We start from the raw sequence: 23,813 nt of genomic DNA on the forward strand, positions 1-23,813 counted from the left end.
CTAAAAGTTGTCGAGTTCGTCGACCTCGTCCTGATCGAGGTCGAGGAGGGTGAAGTCGGACGGCGTGTGTCCGCCGGCGGTGGGGTCGGTGGTGTGGCCGGCCAGGCCCTCCAGGGCCTCCAACCAGCACTCACCCAGCTCCTCGACGTCGGCGGCCGTCAGCAGCTCGCCGGGCCAGCGCAACGTCAACGTGAGCTCGGGCCCGTCCGGGGAGTTCCGCACCCGAACGTCCGCCTCCACCGGGTGGCCGGCCGGCGTGTCCGGGTCGATCCGGCCGCTCGCGGCGGACTGTCCGGCCGTCTCCCAGGGGGCGATCGGCTCGGTCGGGGCCTCGACGTCGGTGTCGGTGCCGTCCTCGGGCCGGCCCAGGTAGCTGAAGCCGATCTGCGCCGAGGGGGCGTCGGCCAGGGCGGCGGTGGTCTCGGCGTCGAGGTGGCGCAGCAGGCCGTGGCCGAACCCGTCGCCGGGCACCGACCTCGCCTGCTCCTTGACCGCCTTCACCAGCAGACCCGCGTCCGGACCGCCCGCGAGGACGTCGTCCAGGTCCAGCTCCCCGACGGTCAGTCGAACCGGATGGGTGCTGGTGCACCAGCCCACCGTGCGCGACAGGTCGAGCCCGGTCGCGTCCACCGACTCGCCGCGCCGTCCCTGCACATCCACCAGCAGGCCGTCGGCGGCGGCCGGGCGCCAGGTCGCGACCGCGGCGGTCAGCCCGGCCAGCAGCACCTCCCGCACGTCGCAGTGGAAGACCAGCGGAGTCCGCCGGGTCAGCGTGGCCGCCTGTTCGGCGGGCACCGTCCAGGTCTCCTCCACCACCGTCCGCGCGGTGTCCCGGGTCGGATCCAGGTCCCGTTCGCCGAGCGGCGCCTCGGGCTCGCCCAGCAACGCCGTCCACGCGTCCAGCTCCTCCGCCCGCCGCGCGCCGCCGGCCTGGCCGGTCAGCGCCTGCGCCCACCGCCGGAACGACGTCGGCACCGGTTCGAGCTCGGGCTCCCGGCCCGCGGCCGCCGCCTGGTACGCGGCGAACAGGTCCGTCACCAGGATCGGCCAGGACTCCTCGTCCACCACCAGGCGGTGCGCCACCAGGACCAGCCGCCCGACGCGGTCGGGCCCGGCGTCCAGCCACACCACCCGCAGCACGTCGCCGGCCCGCGGGTCCAGCCGCTCCGCGGCCTCCCCGGCCGCCTCGTTCGCGGCCCGCTCCAGATCCTCCTCGTCGGCCAGGTCCGCCGCGTCGACCCGGACGACCAGGCCGGCTGGCTCCACCGCACCGCGTTCGCCGACGGCCAGCGTCGGCCCGGCTTCCCCGTCCTCGCCGTCGGTCACCCGGGCGCGGAGGATGTCGTGGGTGTCGACCAGCGCGCCGACGGCCGTGGTCAGCGCGTCGTGCGCCAGGCCGGCCGGGGCGCCCAGGACGACCCACCGCGCCGCGCCGACGGCGGTCGCCCGCTCCGGCGAGTCCAGCATCGCCGGGGTCCAGGGCACCTCGCCGATCCCGTCGCCCGCGCCGCCGGCGCGGATCCCGCCCTCGGCGACGACCGCGACCGCCGCCAGGCGCTCGGGCGTCTTCTCCTCGAAGATCTGCCGGGGCGTGATCTCCAGCCCGGCCTGCCGCGCCCGGGTGGCGAGCTGGATCGACATGATGGAGTCGCCGCCGAGCTCGAAGAACGAGTCCTCCGCGCCGACCTGTTCCAGGTCGAGCATCTCCGCGAACAGCGAGCACAGCGCCGCCTCCGCCTCGGTGGCCGGCTCCCGGCTGGTGGTCTGGCCGGCGAAGTCCGGTGCGGGCAGCGCGTTGTGGTCGATCTTGCCGTTGGGCGTCAGCGGCATCGCGTCCAGCACGACCACGGCCGCGGGGACCATGTAGTCCGGCAGCCGCGAGGAGGCGAACTCCCGCAGCGCACCGGTGTCCACCCCGTCCGTGCCGTCCGAACCGTCCGTGCCGTCGGGCACGACGTAGGCGACCAGCCTCCTGTCGCCGGACCGCACCTCGCGCGCCATGACCGTGGCCTGGCGGACTATCTCGTGCGTCGTCAGGACGGCTTCGATCTCGCCGAGTTCGATGCGGTGGCCGCGGATCTTGACCTGGGTGTCGGCGCGGCCGTCGAAGTGGAGCTGTCCGTTGGTGTCCCAGTGGGCGAGGTCGCCGGAGCGGTACATCCGCTCGCCCGCCGTGAACGGGGAGGCGACGAACCGTTCGGCGCTGAGCGCCGGCTGGTTGACGTAGCCGCGGGCCAGCCCCGGGGTGGTGATGTAGATCTCGCCGCTCACGCCCGGAGGCACCGGCCGGAGGAAGCCGTCGAGTACGTAGACCCGGGTGTTGGGCAGCGGTTGGCCGATTGGCGGGGCCTGGGTCTGGTTCGGGTCGAGCGGGGTCGGGGTGGCGGTGGTGATGACGGTGGCCTCGGTCGGGCCGTAGGTGTTCCACACCCGCGACTGGCCGGCCCACCGGGACGCCAGGTCGGCCGTGAGCCGCTCCGCGCCCAGCACCCAGTTGGTCACGCCCGGCACGGTCTCCGGGTCCAACACCCCGAGCAGGGACGGCACCACGCTGGCCACGGTGACGTCCGCCTCGCGGATCATCCGGGCGAGGGCCTCGGGTTCGGTCCGTTCGTCCGGCGTGGCGATGGCGAGGGTTCCGCCGGCCGCCAGGGTGGTGGCGACGTCGAGGATCGAGGCGTCGAAGCTGAAGGAGGCGAACTGCAGGGCGGTGACGCCCTCGTCCATGCCCAGTACCGGCTTCATGGCCTCGGCCAGGTTCACCAGACCCCGGTGCGAGACCGCCACGCCCTTCGGGCGGCCGGTGGATCCGGAGGTGTAGATGACGTAGGCCAGCTGCGCCGGATCCGTCGTCACGTCGGGCGAGGTGGCCGGTTCGGCGTCGATAGCGGCCCGGGTCCCGGTGTCGTCCAGGACGACCGTCCGGGGTCCGTCCACCGCCAGGCGGGTCAGCGTCTCGGCGACGCCGATGACGACCTCCGTACCGCTGTTGTCGAGGACGTAGGCGAGCCGGTCGGCGGGGTAGTCCGGGTCGAGCGGGATGAACGCGCCGCCCGCCTGCCAGACGGCCAGCATGCCGACGATCGTGTCCACGCCGCGCGGCAGGCACAGGCCCACCCGCGACTCGACACCCACGCCGAGCCCGACCAGGTGCCGGGCGAGCCGGTTGGCCCGCTCCGCCACCTCGCCGTAGCTGAGGACCTGGTCACCGCACCGGACCGCCAGCGCCGCCGGGATCCGCGCGGCCTGCGCGCTGATCGCCTCCGGCAGCGTGACCGCCGGGATCGGCCGGGCCGTGTCGTTCCACTCCTCGACCACCAACGACCGTTCGCCGTCAGCCAGCACGTCGAGGTCGGAGAGCCGGACGTCCGGGTCGGCGACGATCTGGCGCAGCACCCGGATCAGCCGGCCAGCCAGCTTCTCGACGGTGTCGTGGTCGAACAGGTCGGTCGCGTAGCGGATGCCGCCGCCCAGGCCGGCGGGGGAGCCGTCCGCGTCCCGCTCCTCGGCCAGCCCCACCGACAGGTCGAACCGGGAGGGCGGCTGCTCCACCGGGGCCACCTCGGAGACGTCCAGGCCCGGAAGTCCCCACTGCGCCTCGGGGACGTTCTGCAGGCCCAGCATCACCTGGAAGAGCGGGTTGCGGGACAGGGAGCGGTCCGGGCTGATCTCGTCCACCAGACGTTCGAACGGGATGTCCTGGTGGGCGTAGGCGGCGAGGTCGGCCTCGCGGACCCGGGCGAGGAGTTCGGCGAAGGTCGGGTTGCCGCTGAGATCGGTGCGCAGCACCAGCGTGTTGACGAAGAGCCCGGCCAGTTCCTCCAGTTGCGCGTCACCCCGGCCGGCGATCGCGGTGCCGATCGGGATGTCGGCGCCGGAGCCCATCCGGGACAGCAGCGCGGTGAGCGCCGCGTGGATCACCATGAACATCGTGGCCCCGCGCTGCCCCGCCACGTCGGCGAGTCCCGCGTGGACGGCCGCGTCCACCCGGAGCGGCACGCCCCCGGCCTGGAACGAGGGCACCGCGGGGCGGGTGCGGTCGGTGGGCAGCGCCGTCTCCGGCGGGACGCCGGCCAGGGCGTTCTTCCAGTAGGCGAGCTGGGTGCTGATCAGGCTGTCGGGGTCGTCGAGTTCGCCGAGTACCTCGCGCTGCCACAGCGCGAAGTCCGCGTACTGCACGCTCAGCGGCAGCCACTCCGGGGCGCCACTCTGGCAGCGGGCGGTGTAGGCGAGCCGGAGGTCGCGGGCGAGCACGCCCATCGACCAGCCGTCCGAGGCGACGTGGTGGGTCACCAGCAGCAGCACCGACTCGGTCGGCGCGAGCCGCAGCAGCCAGGCCCGCCAGGGGAGTTCGGTGCGCAGGTCGAAGCCGCGACCGACGTACTCGGCCAGCGTCGCCTGCAGCCGGTCCTCGCTGGTCTCCTCCACGACCAGCGTCGGGCGTCCCTCGGCGCCGTCCAGGATCCGCTGGTGGGCGATGCCGTCGACGTCGGGATAGACGGTGCGCAGGCTCTCGTGCCGGTCGGCGACGTCGTTGAGCGCGGCCTCCAACGCCGCCTCGTCCAACGTGCCGGACAGCCGCAGCGCCAGCGGCAGGTTGTACGCCGCGGCCGCGTTCGAGCCGGCCCGCTCCGCGTCGTCCCGCGGACCGTCCTCGTCCAGCCGGTTGAGGAACCACATCCGCTGCTGGGCGAAGGACAGCGGCACCGTCTCCGGACGCGGCCCGGCCCGCAACGCCGTTCGGGAGCCGTCCTCGTCCGCGTCGCGCTGGGCGGCGCCGTCGATCCGCCGCGCCAGTCCGGCGACGGTCGGCTCGGCGAACAGCTCCCGGATGCTCAGCTCGGCCTCCAGCGCCGACCGCACCTGCGCGATCAGCCGCATCGCCAGCAGCGAGTCGCCACCGAGTTCGAAGAACGAGTCCTCGGCGCCGACCTGTTCCAGGCCGAGCACCTCGGCGAAGAGCGTGCAGAGGGTGGCTTCGGTCTCGGTGGCCGGTTCGCGGCTGGTGGTCTGTCCGGCGGTGTCGGGGGTGGGCAGGGCCTTGTGGTCGATCTTGCCGTTGGGGGTCAGCGGCATGGTCTCCAGCACGACGAGGGCCGTGGGGACCATGTACTCGGGCAGGGCGTCGGCGACGTGGTCGCGGACCTGTGCCTGGTCGAGGCTCTCCCCGTGTGGCACCAGGTAGGCGACCAGGCGCCTGTCGCCGGGGCGGTCTTCGCGGGCGATGACGGTGGCCTGGCGGACATGCTCGTGGGTGGTGAGGACGGCTTCGATCTCGCCGAGTTCGATGCGGTGGCCGCGGATCTTGACCTGGGTGTCGGCGCGGCCGTCGAAGTGGAGCTGTCCGTCGGTGTCCCAGTGGGCGAGGTCGCCGGAGCGGTACATCCTCTCGCCTGCGGCGAAGGGGTTGGCGACGAACCGTTCGGCGGTCAGGCCCGGTTGGTTGACGTAGCCGCGGGCCAGGCCGGGGGTGGTGATGTAGATCTCGCCGCTCACCCCGGGAGGCACCGGGCGCAGGAAGCCGTCGAGTACGAACACCCGGGTGTTGGGCAGCGGTTGTCCGATTGGCGGGGCCTGGGTCTGGTTCGGGTCGAGCGGGGTCGGGGTGGCGGTGGTGATGACGGTGGCCTCGGTCGGGCCGTAGGTGTTCCACACCCGCGACTGGCCGGCCCACCGGGACGCCAGGTCGGCGGTCAACCGCTCGGCGCCCAGCACCCAGTTCGTCACGCCCGGCACCGTCTCCGGGTCCAACACCCCGAGCAGCGACGGCACCACGCTGGCCACCGAAACGCCCGCGTCACGGATCATTCCCGCCAGCGCCTGCGGTTCGGCGCGCTCGTCCGGCGTGGCGATGGCGAGGGTGCCGCCGGCCGCCAGCGTCGTGGCGACGTCGAGGATCGAGGCGTCGAAGCTGAACGAGGCGAACTGCAGGGCGGTGACGCCCTCGTCCATGCCCAGTACCGGCTTCATGGCCTCGGCCAGGTTCATCAGACCCCGGTGCGAGACCGCGACGCCCTTCGGGCGGCCGGTGGATCCGGAGGTGTAGATGACGTAGGCAAGCTGCGCCTGGTCGGTCGCCACCGTGGGGGCACCTCCCAGGCCGCCAGGGCCTGGGGGAGGTGCGGGCGAATGTGCGGCGATCGCGGCCCGGGTCTGGTCGTCGTCCAGGGCCACCGTGGGGGTGCCGTCCACCGTCAGCTGGGACAGCGTTGCGGTGGTGCCCACCAGAACGGCCGTGTCGCTGTTCTCCAGGACGTAGGCGAGCCGGTCGGCCGGGTACTCCGGGTCGAGCGGGACGAACGCGCCGCCGGCCTGCCAGACCGCGAGCATCCCGACGACCATGTCCACGCCGCGCGGCAGGCACAGGCCCACCCGGGACTCGACGCCCACGCCCAGCCCGACCAGGTGCCGGGCGAGCCGGCTGGCCCGCTCCGCCACCTCGCCGTAGGACAGCGCGTCGTCACCGCAGCGGACCGCCGTCGCCGCCGGGATCCGCTCGGCCTGGCGGCGAACCAGGTCCGGCAGCGTGCCGGGGGAGAAGGACCGCGCCGGGCCGTGCCAGTCCCGCGTCACCCGCGCGCGTTCGGCGTCGTCCAGCACGTCGAGGTCGCCGAGTCGGACGTCCGGGTCGGCGGCGATCTGGCGCAGCATCCGGGTCAGGCGGGCCGACAGCTTCTCGACGGTGTCGTGGTCGAACAGGTCCGTGGCGTAGAGGATCGAGCCGTCGATCCCGGCCGGGTTGCCGTCGGGATCCCGCTGTTCGCCCAGGTCGACCGAGAGGTCGAAGCGGGCGGACGGCTTGTCGATCGGCGGCAGGTCGGCCACGTCCAGACCGGGCAGCTCCCACCGCGCCTCAGGGATGTTCTGCAGGGCGAACATCACCTGGAAGAGCGGGTTGCGGGACAGGGAGCGGTCCGGATTGATCTCCTCCACCAGGCGTTCGAACGGGATGTCCTGGTGGGCGTAGGCGGCGAGGTCGGCCTCGCGGACCCGGGCGAGGAGTTCGGCGAAGGTCGGATTGCCGCCGAGGTCGGTGCGCAGCACCAGCGTGTTGACGAAGAGCCCGACCAACTCCTCCAGCTGCGCGTCCGGGCGGCCGGCGATCGCGGTGCCGACGGGGACGTCGTCCCCGGCGCCCATCCGGGACAGCAACGCGGTGAGCGCCGCGTGGACCAGCATGAACATCGTGGCCCCGCCCGCCGCGGCGATGTCCGTCAGCCGGGCGTGGGTGGCGGCGTCCACCTCGACGGAGACGCTGTCGCTGCGGAACGAGGGCACCGCGGGGCGGGTGCGGTCGGTGGGCAGCGCCGTTTCGGGCGCGATGCCGGCCAGGGCGTTCTTCCAGTAGGCGAGCTGGGTGCTGATCAGGCTGTCGGGGTCGTCGAGTTCGCCGAGCACCTCGCGCTGCCACAGCGCGAAGTCCGCGTACTGCACGCTCAGTGGCGCCCATTCCGGCGGCTGGCCCTGGCAGCGGGCCGTGTACGCGAGCCTGAGGTCGCGGGCGAGTACGCCCATGGACAGGCCGTCCGAGGCGACGTGGTGGGTGACCACCAGCAGCACCGACTCGGTCGGCGCGAGCCGCACCAGCCAGGCGCGCCAGGGCAGTTCGGAGCGCAGGTCGAAGCCGCGGCCGACCAGCTCGGCGAGCTTGGCGGGCAGGCCCCGCTCCGTTTCCTCGACCACCGTCAGGTCCGGGTGGGCGTCGTCGCCCTGGAGGATCCGCTGGACCAGGACGCCCTGGTTGTCGGGGTAGACGGTGCGCAGCGTCTCGTGCCGGTCGGCGAGGTCGCCCAGCGCGGCCTCCAGCGCCGCCTCGTCCAGCTCGCCGGACAGCCGCAGCGCCAGCGGCAGGTTGTACGCCGCCGCCGCTCCACGTCCCGACCGCTCGCCGTCCCGCGGGCCGTCCCCGTTCCCGTTCTCCTCCGGGCTCTCCTCGTCCGTGCTTTCCTCGTCCGTGCTTTCCTCGTCCAGGAGGTTGAGGAACCACATCCGCTGCTGGGCGAAGGACAGCGGCAGCGACTCGGGTCGCGGCCCGGCCCGCAGCGCGGCCCGGGTGGCGGCGGGGTCGCCGGTGGCGTCCTCGCCGTCCCCCTGCCGGGCGCCGTCGATCCGCTGCGCCAGTCCGGCCACGGTGGGCTCGGTGAAGAGCTCCCTGATGTTCAGCTCGGTGCCCAGCACCGCCCGGACGCGGGCGAGCAGCCGCATCGCCAGCAGGGAGTCGCCGCCGAGGTCGAAGAACCCGTCCTCGGCCCCGACCTGGTCGAGCCCCAGCACCTCGGCGAAGAGGGTGCACAGCGCGGTCTCGGTCTCGGTGCGGGGCTCCCGCCCGGACGTCTGCGCGGCGAAGTCCGGTGCCGGCAGCGCCCTGCGGTCGATCTTGCCGTTCGGGGTCAGCGGCATCGCGTCCAGCACCACGACGGCGGCGGGCACCATGTGGCCCGGCAGCGTCTCGGCGACGTGGTCGCGCACCGCGTCCGGCCCGACGTCCCGGGCGTCCGTCTGCCCGTCGGGCACGACGTAGGCGACCAGGCGCTTGTCGCCGGGCCGGTCCTCGCGGGCCACGACCGCGGCCTGGCCGACCAGCGGGTGCTCGGTCAGCACGGCCTCGATCTCGCCCGGCTCGATGCGGAAACCGCGCACCTTGACCTGGGTGTCGGCGCGGCCGACGAACGCCAGCTGGCCCTCCGCCGTCCAACTGACCACGTCGCCGGTGCGGTACATCCTCTCCCCGGGCGCGTCGCCGAACGGGCAGGCGACGAAGCGTTCCGAGGTGAGTCCTGGCCGGTCGGTGTAGCCGCGGGCCAGGCCGGCGCCGGCGATGTACAACTCGCCGGTGACGCCGGGGGGCACGGGGCGGAGGAAACCGTCGAGGACGTAGGCGCGCATGTTGTCCAGCGGCCGCCCGATCGGCACCGACGCCGGCACGTCCGCGTCGGGTTCGATGCGGTAGGCCGTGGCGTAGGTGGTGGCCTCGGTGGGGCCGTAGACATCCACCACGACCAGGCCGGGGCAGGCCTGGCGGACCCGGTGCACGGCGTCGGCGCTCACGGCGTCGCCGCCGGTCCACACCTCGCGCAGCCCGGCGAGGCAGCCGGGGTCGTCCTGGGCGAACAGGTGGAACAGCGCGGCCGTCATGAACACCGCGGTGACGCCGTGCCGGCCGACCAGGTCCCGGATCCGCTCGGTGGTGAGCGCGCCCTGGGGCGCGACCACGGCCGTGCCGCCGGCCAGCAGCGGCGTCCACCACTCGTACGTCGAGGCGTCGAAGGTCTGCGGGGAGTGCACCAGCACGCGCTCGTGCCGGCGAGCGAACCGGCTGTCCCGGGCGAGGGCCACGATGTCGCCGTGGGAGACCAGGACGCCCTTGGGGCGGCCGGTGGATCCCGAGGTGAAAATCACGTACGCGGCGTCGGTGGCGTCGAGCGACACCCGCACGGCTGCGGTGTCCGGGGAGCCCGGGGTGCCGGCGAGCATCGCCCGGGCCGACAGCACCTCCACCGGCTGGTCGGTCAGTTCCCGGTCGGCGACGAGCAGCGCGGTGCCCTCCAGGACCAGCTGCCGGCGCGCCGCGGGCCAGCTCGCGTCCACCGGCAGGTAGCCGGCCCCGGCGCCGAGCACGCCCAGCAGCACGGCCACCAGCTCGGCCGAGCGCTCCATGACGACGCCGACCAGGTCGCCGCGGCGCACGCCGCGGGCGACCAGTCCTGACGTCACCAGGTCGGCGGCGCGCAGCAGTTCGGCGTACGTCCAGCTCCGGTCGCCGTCGATCACGGCCACCGCGTCGGGGGACCGCTCCGCGCGGGCGCGGAACAGCTCGGGCACCGTCTCGGTGGCGGTCGGCCGGGCGGTGTCGTTCCACTCCGCGACGACCGGGGTCCGCTCGACGTCGTCCAGCAGGTCGATCCGGCCCGTCGGCAGCGACGGGTCGGCCACCAGCTGTTCCAGCACGTGGATCAGGGCGGCGCACACCGTCTCGACCTGGGCCGGCTCGAACACGTCGGGCCGGTAGGCGAGTTCGCCCTCCAGCCGGTCGCCGACCGGGCTCACGACCAGGCACAGCGGGTAGTGGGTGGCGTCCTGCGGCGCGTCGACCGGGCGGATGGCCAGCCCGGTCGGGTCCGCCGCGCCCGGGCTGTGCGGGTAGTTCTCGTAGACCACCAGCGTGTCGAAGGTGGCGCCCGCGCCAGCGAGTTGCTGGAGGTCCGGCAGGCCCAGGTGCTGGTGGTTCATCAGCGCGACCTGGCGCTGCTGCAGGTCGGTGAGCATCTCCAGGACGGGCTGCGCGCCGGCGACGCGGGCCCGCACCGGGAGGGTGTTGATGAAGAGGCCGATCGCCGCCTCGGCGCCCGGCAGGTCGGTGGGCCGTCCGGCCACCGTGCTGCCGAAGACGACGTCGTTGCGGCCGGCCAGCCGGGCCAGCAGCAGCGCCCAGGCGCCCTGGAGCAGTGTGTTGACCGTCAGGCCGTGGCTCCGGCCCAGTTCGACGAGGGCCCGGGTGAGGTCCTCGCTGAACGAGAAGCGCAGCGGTCGCGGCCGGGCCGCGTCCGTGGCGTGGTCGGTCGGGGCCACCAGCGTCGACTCGTCGAGGCCGGCCAGTTCGGCGCGCCAGGCGGCGCGGGCCGCGGCCTTGTCCTGCCGGCCCAGCCAGGCCAGGTAGTCCCGGTAGGTGGCGGCGGCCGGCAGGGCCCGGGCGTCGCCGCCCGCGGCGTAGATCGCCGACAGGTCGCCGAACAGCACGGGCAGGGACCAGCCGTCGATCAGGATGTGGTGGCTGGTGAGGACCAGGCGGTGCCGGTCCGGGCCGTACCGGACCAGCAGCAGGCGCAGCAGCGGCGCCTCGGTGAGGGTGAAGCGTCCCGCCGTGTCCTGCCGCGCCAGGCGCGCGGTCTCGGCCAACGCCGCTGTCTCGTCGCTCGCGTGCAGTTCGGCCAGGTCGGCCTCGCGCCACGGCAGGTCCACCGTGTCGGCGACGGCCTGCACGGTCTGCCCGGAGGGGAGCTGGTGATAGCTGGCCCGCAGGATGGGGTGCCGGGCCAGCAGCGCCTCCCAGGAGGCCCGGAGCCGCGCGGCGTCCAGCGGCCCGTCCAGGGAGACCGACCGCTGGCTCTCGTAGACGTCGGGGCTCTCGTCGTCGAAGGCGGCGTGGAAGAGCATGCCCTCCTGGAGCGGGGACACCGGCCAGACGTCCACCAGGCCGGGCACCGCCGCCTCCAGCTGGTCCACGGACTGCTGGGTGAGGTCGACCAGGGGGAAGTCGGACGGGGTGTGGCCGCCGGCGTCCGGGTCCGCGGTGTGCGCGGCGAGGCCGGTCAGCGCCGCGAGCCAGGCGTGGCCCAGACCTTCGGCGTCCGCCTCGTCCAGCAGTTGGCCGGGCCAGCCGAGGGTGAGGGTCAGCTGCGGCCCGTCGGGGGTGTCCTGGACGACGGCGCCGGCCTCCAGCACGTGGGTGGCGGGCGCGTCGGGGTTGGCGGAGCCGCCGACCGCGGTCCGGCCGGCCAGCTCCCAGGGGGTGACCGCCGCCTCCGCGGGACCGGCCGTGAACCGGCCGAGGTAGTTGAACCCGATCTCCGCCGACGGCAGTTGTTCCAGAACGGCCGCGGTGTCGGGGTTGAGGTGGCGCAGCAGGCCGTAGCCGAGCCCGTCGCCGGGGATGGCCTGGAGCTGTTCCTTGACGGCCTTCAGCAGCCGCCCGGCGGCTGGGCCGCCGCTCAGCGGGTCGTCGAGCTGCTCGGGGCCGGCGTCGGCCGCCGAGAGCCGCACGGGGTGGACGCCGGTGAACCAGCCCACCGTGCGGGACAGGTCGTCGCCGTCGCCCAGCGGCTCCCGGCCGTGGCCCTCGATGTCGACCAGCACGCCGTCGGCGGCGGTGCCGGGGCGCCAGTGCGCGACGGCGCCGGTGAGGGTCGCCAGCAGCACCTCGTGCACGCCGCAGTGGAACGCCGCCGGCGTCGCGCCGGTCAGGGTCACCGCCTCGGCGGCGGGCACCGTCCAGGAGCGGACCCGGACCGTCCGCGCGGTGTCCCTGGCCGGGTCCAGGGCTCGGTTGCCCAGCGGCGGCCGGTGCCGCCCCAGGAGCGCGGTCCACGCGTCCAGTTCCGCGATCCGTTCGGGGGCCGTGGCCTGCGCGGCCAGCGTGTCGGCCCACCGCTTGAACGAGGTGCCCGTGGGGTCGAGCGCCGGCTGCTCGCCGACGGCCGCGGCCTGGCAGGCGGCGGCGAGGTCGGGGAGCAGGATGCGCCAGGACACGCCGTCGATGACGAGGTGGTGGGCCACCAGGGCGACCCGGCCGACCCGGTCGGGTCCGGCGTCCACCCAGACCGCCCGCACCATGACGCCCGCGCCGGGGTCCAGGCGCTCGACCTCGCGGCGGGCCGCCGCGTCGGCGGTCTCGTCCAGCGCGTCGTCCGGAACGTCCCCGGCGTCGACGCGGATGACCAGGTCCGCCGCGGCCACCGCGCCGGGCTCCGGAACGGCGAGCGTCGGCTCGTCGTCGGTGCCGGCCACGCGGGTGCGGAGCATGGCGTGGGTGTCCAGCAGCGCGCCGAGCCCGGTGGCCAGCACGTCCAGGCCGAGTCCGGCCGGGGCGCCGGCGATCACCCACTGCGCGAAGCCAGCGGCGACCGCCTCCCGGCCCATCTCCCGCATCACCGGCGTCCGGGGCACGTCACCGACGCCCGCGTCCGCCTCCCGCTCGGTGCCCTCGGCGGACTCGGCGACCAGGGCCAGCCGCTCGGGGGTCTTCTCCTCGAAGATCTGGCGGGGCGTGATGACCAGGCCGGCACGACGGGCCCGCGCGGCGAGCTGCATGGACATGATGGAGTCGCCGCCGAGCTCGAAGAACGAGTCCTCGGCGCCGACCTTCCCCCAGGCCTTGCCGGCCTGGGAGGTGCCCCCAAGGCCCAGCACCTCGCCGAACAGGGCGCACAGGGTCGCCTCGGTCTCGGTGCGGGGCTCGCGTCCGGAGACCTGCGCCGAGAGGTCGGGAGCCGGCAGCGCGGCCCGGTCCACCTTCCCGTTCACGGTCAACGGCAGCGCGTCCAACACCAGCACGGCGGCCGGCACCATGTAGTCCGGCAGCGACGCGCCCACGTGGTCCTGGACCGCCCGGGTGTCGACCTCGGTGCCGTCCGTGCCCTCGGGGACCAGATAGGCGACCAGGCGGCGGTCACCCGGCCGGTCCTCGCGGGCGACGACCACGGCCTCGCGGACCGCCTCGTGCGCGGTCAGCACGGCCTCGATCTCGCCCAGTTCGATGCGGTGGCCGCGGATCTTGACCTGCGCGTCGGCGCGGCCGACGAAGTCCAACTCGCCGTCCGCCGTCCACCGCGCCAGGTCGCCGGAGCGGTACATCCTCGTGCCGCCCGCCGGCTCGTCGCCGAACGGGCAGGCGACGAACCGTTCCGCGGTCAGGTCGGGACGGCCCACGTAGCCGCGGGCCAGGCCGGGACCGGCCACGTAGATCTCGCCGGTCACGCCCTCGGGCACCGGCCGCAGGAAGCTGTCCAGCAGGTAGACCCGGGTGTTGCCGATCGGTCGGCCGATGGCCGGGGCCGGGTCGGCGGGGGAGAGGACCGCGCTGATGGGGGCGGGCGCGGCGGTGGTGATGACGGTGGCCTCGGTCGGCCCGTAGGTGTTCCACACCGCGGCGTGTCCAGCCCAGCGGGACGCCAGGTCGGCGGTCAACCGCTCGGCGCCCAGCACCCAGTTGGTGACGCCCGGCACCTCGTCCGGGTCCAGCACGTTCAGCAGCGACGGGACGACGCTGGCCACCGACACGTTCCGGCGCCGGAGCAGCGCGGCGAGCGCGTCGGGCTCCGTGCGTTCGTCGGCGGTCGCGACGGCCAGGGTGCCGCCGGCCGCCAGGGTGGTGGCGACGTCGAGGATCGAGGCGTCGAAGCTGAACGAGGCGAACTGCAGCGCCGTCACGCCCTCGTCCACGCCCAGCACCGGGCGCATCGCCTCGGCCAGGTTCACCAGACCCCGGTGCGACACCGCGACGCCCTTCGGGCGCCCGGTGGATCCCGAGGTGTAGATGACGTACGCCAGCCGGGACAGGTCCGTCAGGCGGTCAAGACCCGGGTAGTAGCGCCGCCACACGGCGTCGCGCACCTCGGGGTCGTCCAGCGCGACCACCGGCGTGCCGCTGTCGGCCGGCAGCTGGGCCAGCGTCTCGGACACGCCCAGCACCACCGTGGCCGCGCTGTCGTCCAGCACGTAGGCGAGCCGGTCGGCCGGGTGGTCGGGGTCCAGCGGCACGAACGCGCCGCCGGCCATCCACACCGCCAGCATCGCGGTGACCATGTCCACGCCGCGCGGCAGCAGCAGGCCCACCCGCGACTCGGCGTGCACGCCCTGGGAGACGAGGTAGCGGCCCAGCCGGTCGGCGCGCCACTCCAGCTCCCGGTAGGTCAGGGCGTCGTCCGGGCCGGAGCACACCGCCGGCGCGTCCGGTGTGGCGTCCGTCCGGGCCTGGAAGGCGTCCATCCACGACCCGGTCCCGACCGGTCGGGCGGTGTCGTTGAACCGTTCGACGACGCGCGCCCTGGCGGCGTCGTCCAGCAGCTCGATCCGGCCCACGGGCAGCGACGGATCCGCCGTGAACTGCTCCAGGACCCGCAGCAGCCGCCCGGACAGGGCGCGGGCGCTGGCCGCGTCGAAGACGTCGGGCCGGTAGTCCAGGCGGAGGCTGAGGTCGCCGTCCGGGTTCACGCCGAGGGCCAGGGCGAAGTTGGTCGACTCCCGGATCCCGGCCGGGGTGATCCGCAGGTCCGAGGGCTCCGGCTCGGGGGGCCCGGTGGGGAAGTTCTCGAACGCGATCAGGGTGTCGAAGGTGGCGCCGGCGCCGGCCAGCCGCTGGATGTCGGACAGGCCCACGTGCTGGTGGTCCAGCAGCGCCGTCTGCTCGGCCTGGAGCCGCTCCAGCAACTCGGCGACGGTCCGTGCCGGATCGAGGGTCACCCGGACCGGCAGGGTGTTGAGGAACAGCCCCAGCATGTTCTCCACGCCGGGCAGGTCGGCGGGCCGGCCGGCGACGGTCGCGCCGAAGACGACGTCCCGGCGGCCGGTCAGCTGGCCGACCACGGTGGCCCAGGCGGCCTGGATGACGGTGTTGACCGTCACGCCGTGCGCGCGGGCCGTCTGCCGCACCGCGTTGGCCAGGTGGTGGCCGGACTCGGCGGTGACCGAGTCGGCCAGAACCGCCTCGGCGCTGACCGTCTGCGGCGCGACCAGGGTGGGCTCCTCCGCCCCGGCCAGGGCGAGCCGCCAGGCCTGGTGCGCCGCCTCGGTGTCCTGCCGGGCCAACCAGGCCAGGTACTCCCGGTGCGGGGTCACGGCCGGGAGGCCGTGCGCGGTCCCGCCGGCCCGGTAGCAGAGCTCCAGCTCGCGCATCAGGATGGGCAGCGACCAGCCGTCCATCAGCAGGTGGTGGACGGTGACCGCCATCCGGTGCCGGCGCTCGCCGAGCCTGAGGAGGAGGACCTTCAGCAACGGCGGCCGGGCCAGGTCGAACCGCGAGCGCTCCCCGGTCTCCAGGGCCTCCGCCCGCTCCCTGGCCTCGTCCTCGTCGAGCCCGGAGAGGTCCTCCTCGCGCCAGGGCAGCTCCACGGTCCCCGGAACGATCTGGAGCGGCTGCTCCAGGCCGGCCAGCTGCCGGAAGCCGGCGCGCAGGCTGCCGTGCCGGTCCAGCATCGCCTGCCAGGAGGCGCGCAGCCGCGCGGCGTCCAGCGGCCCGTCCAGGGCCAGGTTCAGCTGCTCGACGTAGACGTCGGTGCCCGCCTCGTCGTAGAGGGCGTGGAAGAGCATGCCCTGCTGGAGCGGCGAGACCGGCAGCACCTCCGCCAGGCCCGGGACCTGCTCCTCCAGCTCGTCCACGTGCTCCTGCGCCACCCGCACCAGCGGGAAGTCGGAGGGGGTGTGGCCGCCGGCGCCGGGCTGGGCGGTGTGGGCGGCGAGGCCGGCCAGGTTCTCCAGCCAGGCGCTGCCGAGGCGTTCGATGTCGGCCTCGTCGAACAGGCCGCCGGGCCAGGCCAGGGTCAGGGACAGCTGGGGCCCGTCGGGGGTGTCCTGGACGACGACGTTGGCGGCCAGCGGGTGAGTGGCCGGCATGTCGGGGTGGGCGGAGCCACCGACGGCGGTCTGCCCGGCCATCTGCCAGGCCGCCACCGCGGTCTCCGCCGGCCCGGTCGCGAACCGGCCGAGGTAGTTGAACCCGATCTCCGCCGACGGCAGTTGTTCGAGCACGGCCGCGGTGTCGGGGTTGAGGTGGCGGAGCAGGCCGTAGCCGAGGCCGTCGCCGGGGATGTGTCCGGACTGCTCCTTGATGGTCTTGAGGAGGTGTCCGGCGGCGGGTCCGCCGGTGCGGGCGTCGTCGAGGTCGGTGGTGGCGGCGGTGAGGCGGAGGGGGTGGACGTTGGTGAACCAGCCGACGGTGCGGGAGAGGTCGGCGCCGTCGAGGGCCTCGCGGCCGTGGCCCTCGATGTCGACCAGTACGCCGGTTTCGGCGGTCGCCGGGCGCCACCGCGCGACGGCGCCGGTCAGGGTGGCCAGCAGCACCTCGTGCACGCCGCAGTGGAACGCCGCCGGCGTCGTGCCGGTGAGGACGGCGGCCTGGTCGGCGGGCACCGTCCAGTCCAGCGCCCGGAGGGTGGCCACCGTGTCGCGGGCCGGGTCCAGGGCCCGGCGGCCCAGCGGGGCCTCCGGCTGGCCCAGCAGTTCGGTCCAGGCGTCGAGTTCCGCGAGCCGCTCGGCGCTCCGTGCCTGGGCCGTGAGCAGCTCGGCCCAGCGGCGGAACGAGGTGCCCGCCGGGTCCAGCGCGGGCTGCCGGCCGGCCGCGGCCGCGTCGTAGGCGGCGGCCAGGTCGGGGAGCAGGATGCGCCAGGACACGCCGTCGATGACCAGGTGGTGCGCGAGCAGCATCACCCGTCCGACCCGGTCGGGGCCGGCGTCGAGCCACACCGCGCGCAGCATCGCGGTCCTCGGGTCGAGCCGCTCCACGACCTGGCGGGCGGCCTGGTCGGCGATCTCGTCCAGGCCCTCGTCCGGGACGTGTGCCGCGTCGACGCGGGTGATCAGCCCGGCGGCGTCCACGCTGCCGGGCTCCCCGACCACCAACGACGGCCGCGCGTCGTCGGTGTCCTCGACGTCCTCGGCGTCCTGGACGCGGGCCCGGAGCATGGCGTGCGTGTCCAGCAGCGCGCGGACGGCCGCGATCAGGGCGTCCGGGACCAGCCCGGCCGGCGTGCCGGCGACCACCCACTGCGCGAAGGCGATCCGGGTCGCCTGCCGGCCGGTCGCCAGCAGCGCCGGGGTCCAGGCCACCTCGCCGACCGGCACGTCGGCGGCGGCGGCGCCGGCCTCCGCCGCCCCGGCCGCGTCGGCGACCAGGGCCAGCCGTTCGGGGCTCTTCTCCTCGAAGATCTGGCGGGGGGTGATGACCAGGCCGGCGCGGCGGGCCCGGGAGGCGAGCTGCATGGACATGATGGAGTCGCCGCCGAGTTCGAAGAACGAGTCGTCGGCGCCGACCTTCTCCAGGCCGAGCACCTCGGCGAACAGGCCAGACAGGGTGGCCTCGGCCTCGGTGCGGGGCTCGCGTCCCGTGGTCTGGGCGGCCAGGTCCGGGGCCGGCAGCGCCGCCCGGTCCACCTTCCCGTTCACGGTCAACGGCAGCGCGTCCACGACCATGAAGACGGCGGGCACCATGTAGTCGGGCAGTTCGGCGGCGGCGTGGTCGCGCAGCCGGACCTGGTCGACGCCGGCGCCCTCCGGCACGACGTAGGCGACCAGCCTCCCCCGGGCGCCAGGGCGCCCGGGAGGTGCCCCCATATCGCCCCTCAGCGGCTCGTCGCGGACGATGACGGCGGCCTGATGCACGGCGTCGTGGGCGGTGAGGACGGCCTCGATCTCGCCCAGCTCGATGCGGAAGCCGCGGATCTTGACCTGGGCGTCGGCGCGGCCGTCGAAGTGCAGCTGTCCCTCGGCGTCCCAGTGGGCGAGGTCGCCGGAGCGGTACATCCTCGTGCCGCCCGCCGGCTCGTCGCCGAACGGGCAGGCGACGAAGCGTTCGGCGGTCAGGCCCGGCTGGCCGACGTAGCCGCGGGCCAGGCCGGGTCCGGTGAGGTAGATCTCGCCGGTGATGCCGGGAGGCACCGGGCGGAGGAAGGTGTCCAGCAGGTAGACGCGGGTGTTGCCGATGGGCCGGCCGATCGGCGGCGCCGGGTGCTGCGGCGTGATGTCCGCGCTGATCGGGGCGGGCATGGCGGTGGTGATGACGGTCGACTCGGTGGGCCCGTAGGTGTTCACGACCTCGGCCCGGCCGGCCCAGCGGGAGGCGAGGTCGGCGGTGAGCCGCTCGGCGCCCAGCACCCAGGTGGTGACGCCGGGAACGGTGTCGGGGTCGAGCACGCCGAGCAGTGACGGGACGACGCTGGCGACGGTGACGTCGGCCTCGCGGATCATGCGGGCGAGGGCCTCGGACTCCGTGCGCTCCTCGGCGGTGGCGATGGCGAGGGTGCCGCCGGCGGCCAGCGTGGTGGCGACGTCGAGAATCGAGGCGTCGAAGCTGAACGAGGCGAACTGCAGCGCGGTGACGCCCTCGTCCATGCCCAACGCGGGCCTCATGGCCTCGGCCAGGTTCACCAGACCCCGGTGCGAGACGGCGACGCCCTTGGGGCGGCCGGTGGATCCGGAGGTGTAGATGACGTACGCCAGCTGAGCGGGGTCGGTGGTCAGCTCGGGGGAGGTGGCCGGCTGGGCGGCGATGGCGTCCCGGGTCTCCGCGTCGTCCAGGGCCACCGCGCGGGTGGTTCCCGGCGTCAGCTGGGACAGGGTCTCGGTGGTGCCGACGAGGACGGCCGCGTCGCTGCTGTCCAGGACGTAGGCGAGCCGGTCGGCCGGATAGTCGGGGTCGAGCGGGACGAACGCGCCGCCGGCCTGCCAGACGGCCAGCATCGCGACGATCATGTCCGCCCCGCGCGGTAGCAGCAGGCCGACCCGGGACTCGACGCCCACGCCGAGGCCGGTCAGGTGCCGGGCGAGCCGGTGGGCCCGCTCGGCCAACTCGCCGTAGGACAGGGCCTCGCCGCCGCACCGGACCGCAACGGCCGCCGGGATCCGCGCCGCCTGGGCCCGGATCACCTCGGGCAGCGTGCCGGCCGGCACCGGCCGCGCCGTGTCGTTCCACCGCTCGATCACCCGGGCGCGGCGCGCGGCGTCCGTGATGTCGACGCGTGCGGTCGGCTGGGTGGGGTCGGCGGCGATCTGGTCCAGCACCCGGACCAGGGAGGTGAGCATCTCGTCGGCCAGCGGGCGTGCCACCACGTCCGGCTGGTAGGCGAGTTCGCCGTGCAGCCGGTCGCCCGGGCTGAAGATCAGGCTCAACGGGTAGTGGCTGGCGTCGTCCGGCGTTCCGGCGAAGCGGATCGACACCGCTTCCGGGCCCGAACGGCCCGCCGGGCGGGGGTAGTTCTCGTAGACGACGAGGGAGTCGAAGGTGCCGCCCGGGCCGGCGAGGTGTTGGACCTCGGACAGGCCCAGGTGTTGGTGGCTCATCAGCGCGACCTGGCGGCGTTGCAGGTCGGTGAGCAGCTCGATGATCGGCCGGTCGGCGTCCAACGTCACCCGGACCGGGAGGGTGTTGATGAACAGGCCGATCGTGGACTCCGCGCCGGGCAGATCGGTGGGCCGGCCGGCCACGGTGGCGCCGAAGACCACGTCCCGGCGCCCGACCAGCCGGGCCAACACCAGGCCCCAGGCGCCCTGCACCAGGGTGTTGGTGGTCAGCCCGTGCGCGCGGGCCAGATCGGCCAGGGCCCGGGTCCGCTCCTCGGTCAGCTCGACCTGGACCGACTGCGGCCGGGTCGCCGCCCGGGTGAGGTCCGCCGAGGCGACCACGGTGGGTTCGTCGGCCCCGGCCAGTTCCGCGCGCCAGGCGGCGCGGGCCGCGGCCTTGTCCTGCCGGCCCAGCCAGGCCAGGTAGTCCCGGTATGAGGTGGTCGGGGGCAGGCCGCGGGGATCGTCGCCCGCCGCGTAGACGGCGGACAGGTCGTTGATCAGGACCGGCAGGGACCAGCCGTCCATCAGCAGGTGGTGGCTGGTGAAGAACAGGCGGTGCTCGTTCGCGCCGAGCCGGACCAGCAGCAGCCGCAGCAGCGGCGCCCGGGTGACGTCGAACCGGTCGGCCATCTCCGCGCGGGCCAGGCGCGCCATCTCGGCCCGCGCCTCCGCCTTGTCTCGGGCGTGGAGCTCGGACAGGTCGGCCTCGCGCCAGGGCAGCTCCACGCTGCCGGCGAGCACCTGCACGGCCTCGCCGGAGGGCCGTTGGTGGTAGCTGGCCCGCAGGATCGGGTGCCGGACCAGCAGCGTCTGCCACGCGGCCCGGAGCCGCGCGGCGTCCAGCGGCCCGTCCAGGGCAAGGGTGCGCTGGCCTTCGTAGACGTCGACGTCCTCGGCGTCGAACGCCGCGTGGAACAGCAGGCCCTCCTGGAGCGGCGACAGCGGCCAGACGTCGACCAGGCCGGGGACGGCGGCCTCGAGTTCCTCGACGGCCTCCTGGGTGAGGCCGACCAGGGGGAAGTCGGAGGGGGTGTGGCCGCCGGCGCCGGGCCGGGCGGTGTGGGCGGCGAGGCCGGCCAGGGTCTCCAGCCAGCCGGCGCCCAGACCGGCGATGTCGGCGGCGTCGAACAGGCCGCCGGGCCAGGCGAGGGTCAGGGTGAGTTGGGGCCCGTCGGGGGTGTCCTGGACGACGGCGTTCGCGGCCAGCGGGTGGGTGGCCGGCATGTCGGGGTGGGCGGACCCGCCGACGGCGGTGTCGCCGGCCATCTCCCACGGGGCGACGGCCTGCTGGCCGAGGCCGCCGGGGAACCGGCCCAGGTAGTTGAACCCGATCTGGGGGGTGGGGAGCGCGGCGAGGCGGGGGGCGGTGTCGGGGTTGAGGTGGCGGAGCAGGCCGTAGCCGAGGCCGTCGCCGGGGATGTGTCCGGACTGCTCCTTGATGGTCTTGAGGAGGTGTCCGGCGGCGGGTCCGCCGGTGCGGGCGTCGTCGAGGTCGGTGGTGGCGGCGGTGAGGCGGAGGGGGTGGACGTTGGTGAACCAGCCGACGGTGCGGGAGAGGTCGGCGCCGTCGAGGGCCTCGCGGCCGTGGCCCTCGATGTCGACCAGTACGCCGGTTTCGGCGGTCGCCGGGCGCCACCGCGCGACGGCGCCGGTCAGGGTGGCCAGCAGCACCTCGTGCACGCCGCAGTGGAACGCCGCCGGCGTCGCGTTGACCAGGGTGGCCGCCTGGGCCGCCGGCAGGGTCCAGGAACGCGTGACGACCGTGCGCGCGGTGTCGCGGGCCGGGTCCAGGGCCCGGCCGCCCAGCGGCTCCTCCGGCTGGCCGAGCAGTTCGGTCCAGGCCTCGAGTTCGGTGAGCCGCTCGGGGCCGTAGGCGTGGCTCGTGAGCAGCTCGGCCCAGCGGCGGAACGAGGTGCCCGCCGGGTCCAGCGCGGGCTGCCGGCCGGCCGCGGCGGCGTCGTAGGCGGCGGCCAGGTCGGGGAGCAGGATGCGCCAGGACACGCCGTCGGTGACCAGGTGGTGCGCGACCAGCGCCACCCGTCCGACCCGGGAGGGCCCGGCGTCCACCCAGACCACGTTCAGCATCGCGCCGGCCCGCGGGTCCAGACGCTCGGCGGCCTCGCGGGCGGCCCGCCCGGCGAACTCGTCCAGACCCTCGTCCGGAACGTGCGAGGCCTCCACCCGGGCGATCAGGCTGGCGGCGTCCACGCTGCCGGCCTCGCCGACGACCAACGACGGCCGCGCGTCGTCGGTGTCCTGGACGTCCTCGGCGTCCTGGACGCGGGCCCGGAGCATGGCGTGGGTGTCCAGCAGCGCGCCCACGGCCCGGGCGAGGGTCTCCCGTTCGAGGTCGGCCGGGGCGCCGGCGACGACCCACTGCGCGAAACCGGGAGCGGTGGCCGACGGGCCCGCCGCCAGCAGGGTCGGGGTGTGGGACACCACGCCCACCGCGTCGCCCTCGCCGTCGACGGGGGCGGCGAGGTCCGTCTCGACCGGCTCGGCGACCAGGGCCAGCCGCTCGGGGGTCTTCTCCTCGAACACCTGCCGCGGCGTGATGGCCAGCCCGGCGTGCCGGGCCCGGGACGCCAGCTGCATGGACATGATGGAGTCGCCGCCGAGCTGGAAGAACGAGTCCTCGGCGCCGACCTTCCCCCAGGCCTTGCCGGCCTGGGAGGTGCCCCCAAGGCCCAGCACGTCGGCGAACAGGGCGCACAGCGTGGCCTCGGCCTCGGTGCGGGGTTCCCGTCCGGTGACCTGTCCCGACAGGTCGGGGGCCGGCAGCGCGGCCCGGTCCACCTTCCCGTTGACCGTCAGCGGCATCGCGTCCAGCACGACCACGGCCGACGGGACCATGTACTCGGGCAGGGCCGCGGCCACCTGGTCGACCACCCGGCCGGTGTCGAGGGCGGCCCCGTCCGTGCTCTCGGGGACGAGGTAGGCGACGAGCCGCTTGTCGCCGGGCCGGTCCTCGCGGGCGACGACGACGGCCTCGCGCACGGCCTCGTGGGCGGTCAGCACGGCCTCGATCTCGCCCAGTTCGATGCGGTGGCCGCGGATCTTGACCTGGGCGTCGGCCCGGCCGGCGAAGTGCAGCTGCCCCTCGGCGTCCCAGTGCGCCAGGTCGCCGGAACGGTACATCCGCAGGCCCGGCTCGCCGCCGAACGGGCAGGCGACGAACCGTTCGGCGGTCAGGTCGGGGCGCCCCACGTAGCCGCGGGCCAGGCCGGGACCGGCCACGTAGATCTCGCCGGTCACGCCCTCCGGCACCGGCCGCAGGAAGCCGTCCAGCACGTAGACCCGGGTGTTGGCGAGGGGGCGACCGATGGCGGGCGCCTGGTCGCCCGGCGTGATGGTCGGGCTGATGGGGGCGGACATGGCGGTGGTGATGACGGTGGCCTCGGTCGGGCCGTAGGTGTTCCACACCCTGGCCTGGCCGGCCCAGCGGGAGGCGAGGTCGGCGGTCAGCCGCTCCGCGCCCAGCACCCAGTTCGCGATCCCCGGCACGGTCCGCGGGTCGAGCACGCCGAGCAGCGACGGCACGACGCTGGCCACGGACACGCCCGCGTCGCGGATCATGCCGGCCAGCCTGTCGGGTTCGGTGCGTTCCTCCTCGCTGGCGATGGCGAGGGTGCCGCCGGCGGCGAGGGTGGTGGCGACGTCGAGGATGGCGGCGTCGAAGCTGAACGAGGCGAACTGCAGGGCGGTGACGCCCTCGTCCATGCCGAGCACCGGCTTCATGGCCTCGGCCAGGTTCACCAGGCCACGGTGCGAGACCGCGACGCCCTTCGGGCGGCCGGTCGATCCCGACGTGTAGATGACGTACGCCAGTCGTTCCGGATCCGCCGGTATGCCCAGGGGAGCGGCCGGCTCGGCCGCGACCGCGGCCCGGGTCGCCGGGGCGTCCAGCGACACCATCGGTACGTCCACGGTCGCGAGCGCCGACAGCGTCGCGTCGGTGCCGAGCACGACCGTGGCGTCGCTGTCGTCCAGCACGTAGGCGAGCCGGTCGGCCGGATGGTCCGGGTCGAGCGGCACGAACGCGCCGCCGGCCTGCCAGACCGCGAGCATCCCGACGACCACGTCCACGCCGCGGGGCAGCAGCAGGCCCACCCGCGACTCCGGGCCCACGCCCAGCGCGGCGAGGTGCCGGCCCAGCCGGTCGGCGCGCTCGGTCAACTCGGCGTAGGTCAACGCCGCGTGCCCGCCGGAGCGGACCGCGACCGCCGCCGGGATCCGCGCGGCCTGCGCCCGGATCGCCTCGG

1 protein-coding gene (running past one end of the window) is annotated in these 23,813 nt (G+C 74.9%); it reads right to left on the bottom strand.

Annotated elements, in window-relative coordinates:
• Window positions 1-23,813: the 3' portion of a non-ribosomal peptide synthase/polyketide synthase gene (locus tag ABGB06_RS29605; protein WP_347594989.1), read on the bottom strand. The gene runs 6,016 nt beyond the window's last position; only the last 23,813 of its 29,829 coding nucleotides appear in the window; its start codon lies off the right edge, out of view; the stop codon is at window positions 1-3.

This window comes from Streptomyces sp. B6B3 (genome assembly GCF_039871525.1).
GTDB lineage: Bacteria > Actinomycetota > Actinomycetes > Streptomycetales > Streptomycetaceae > Streptomyces.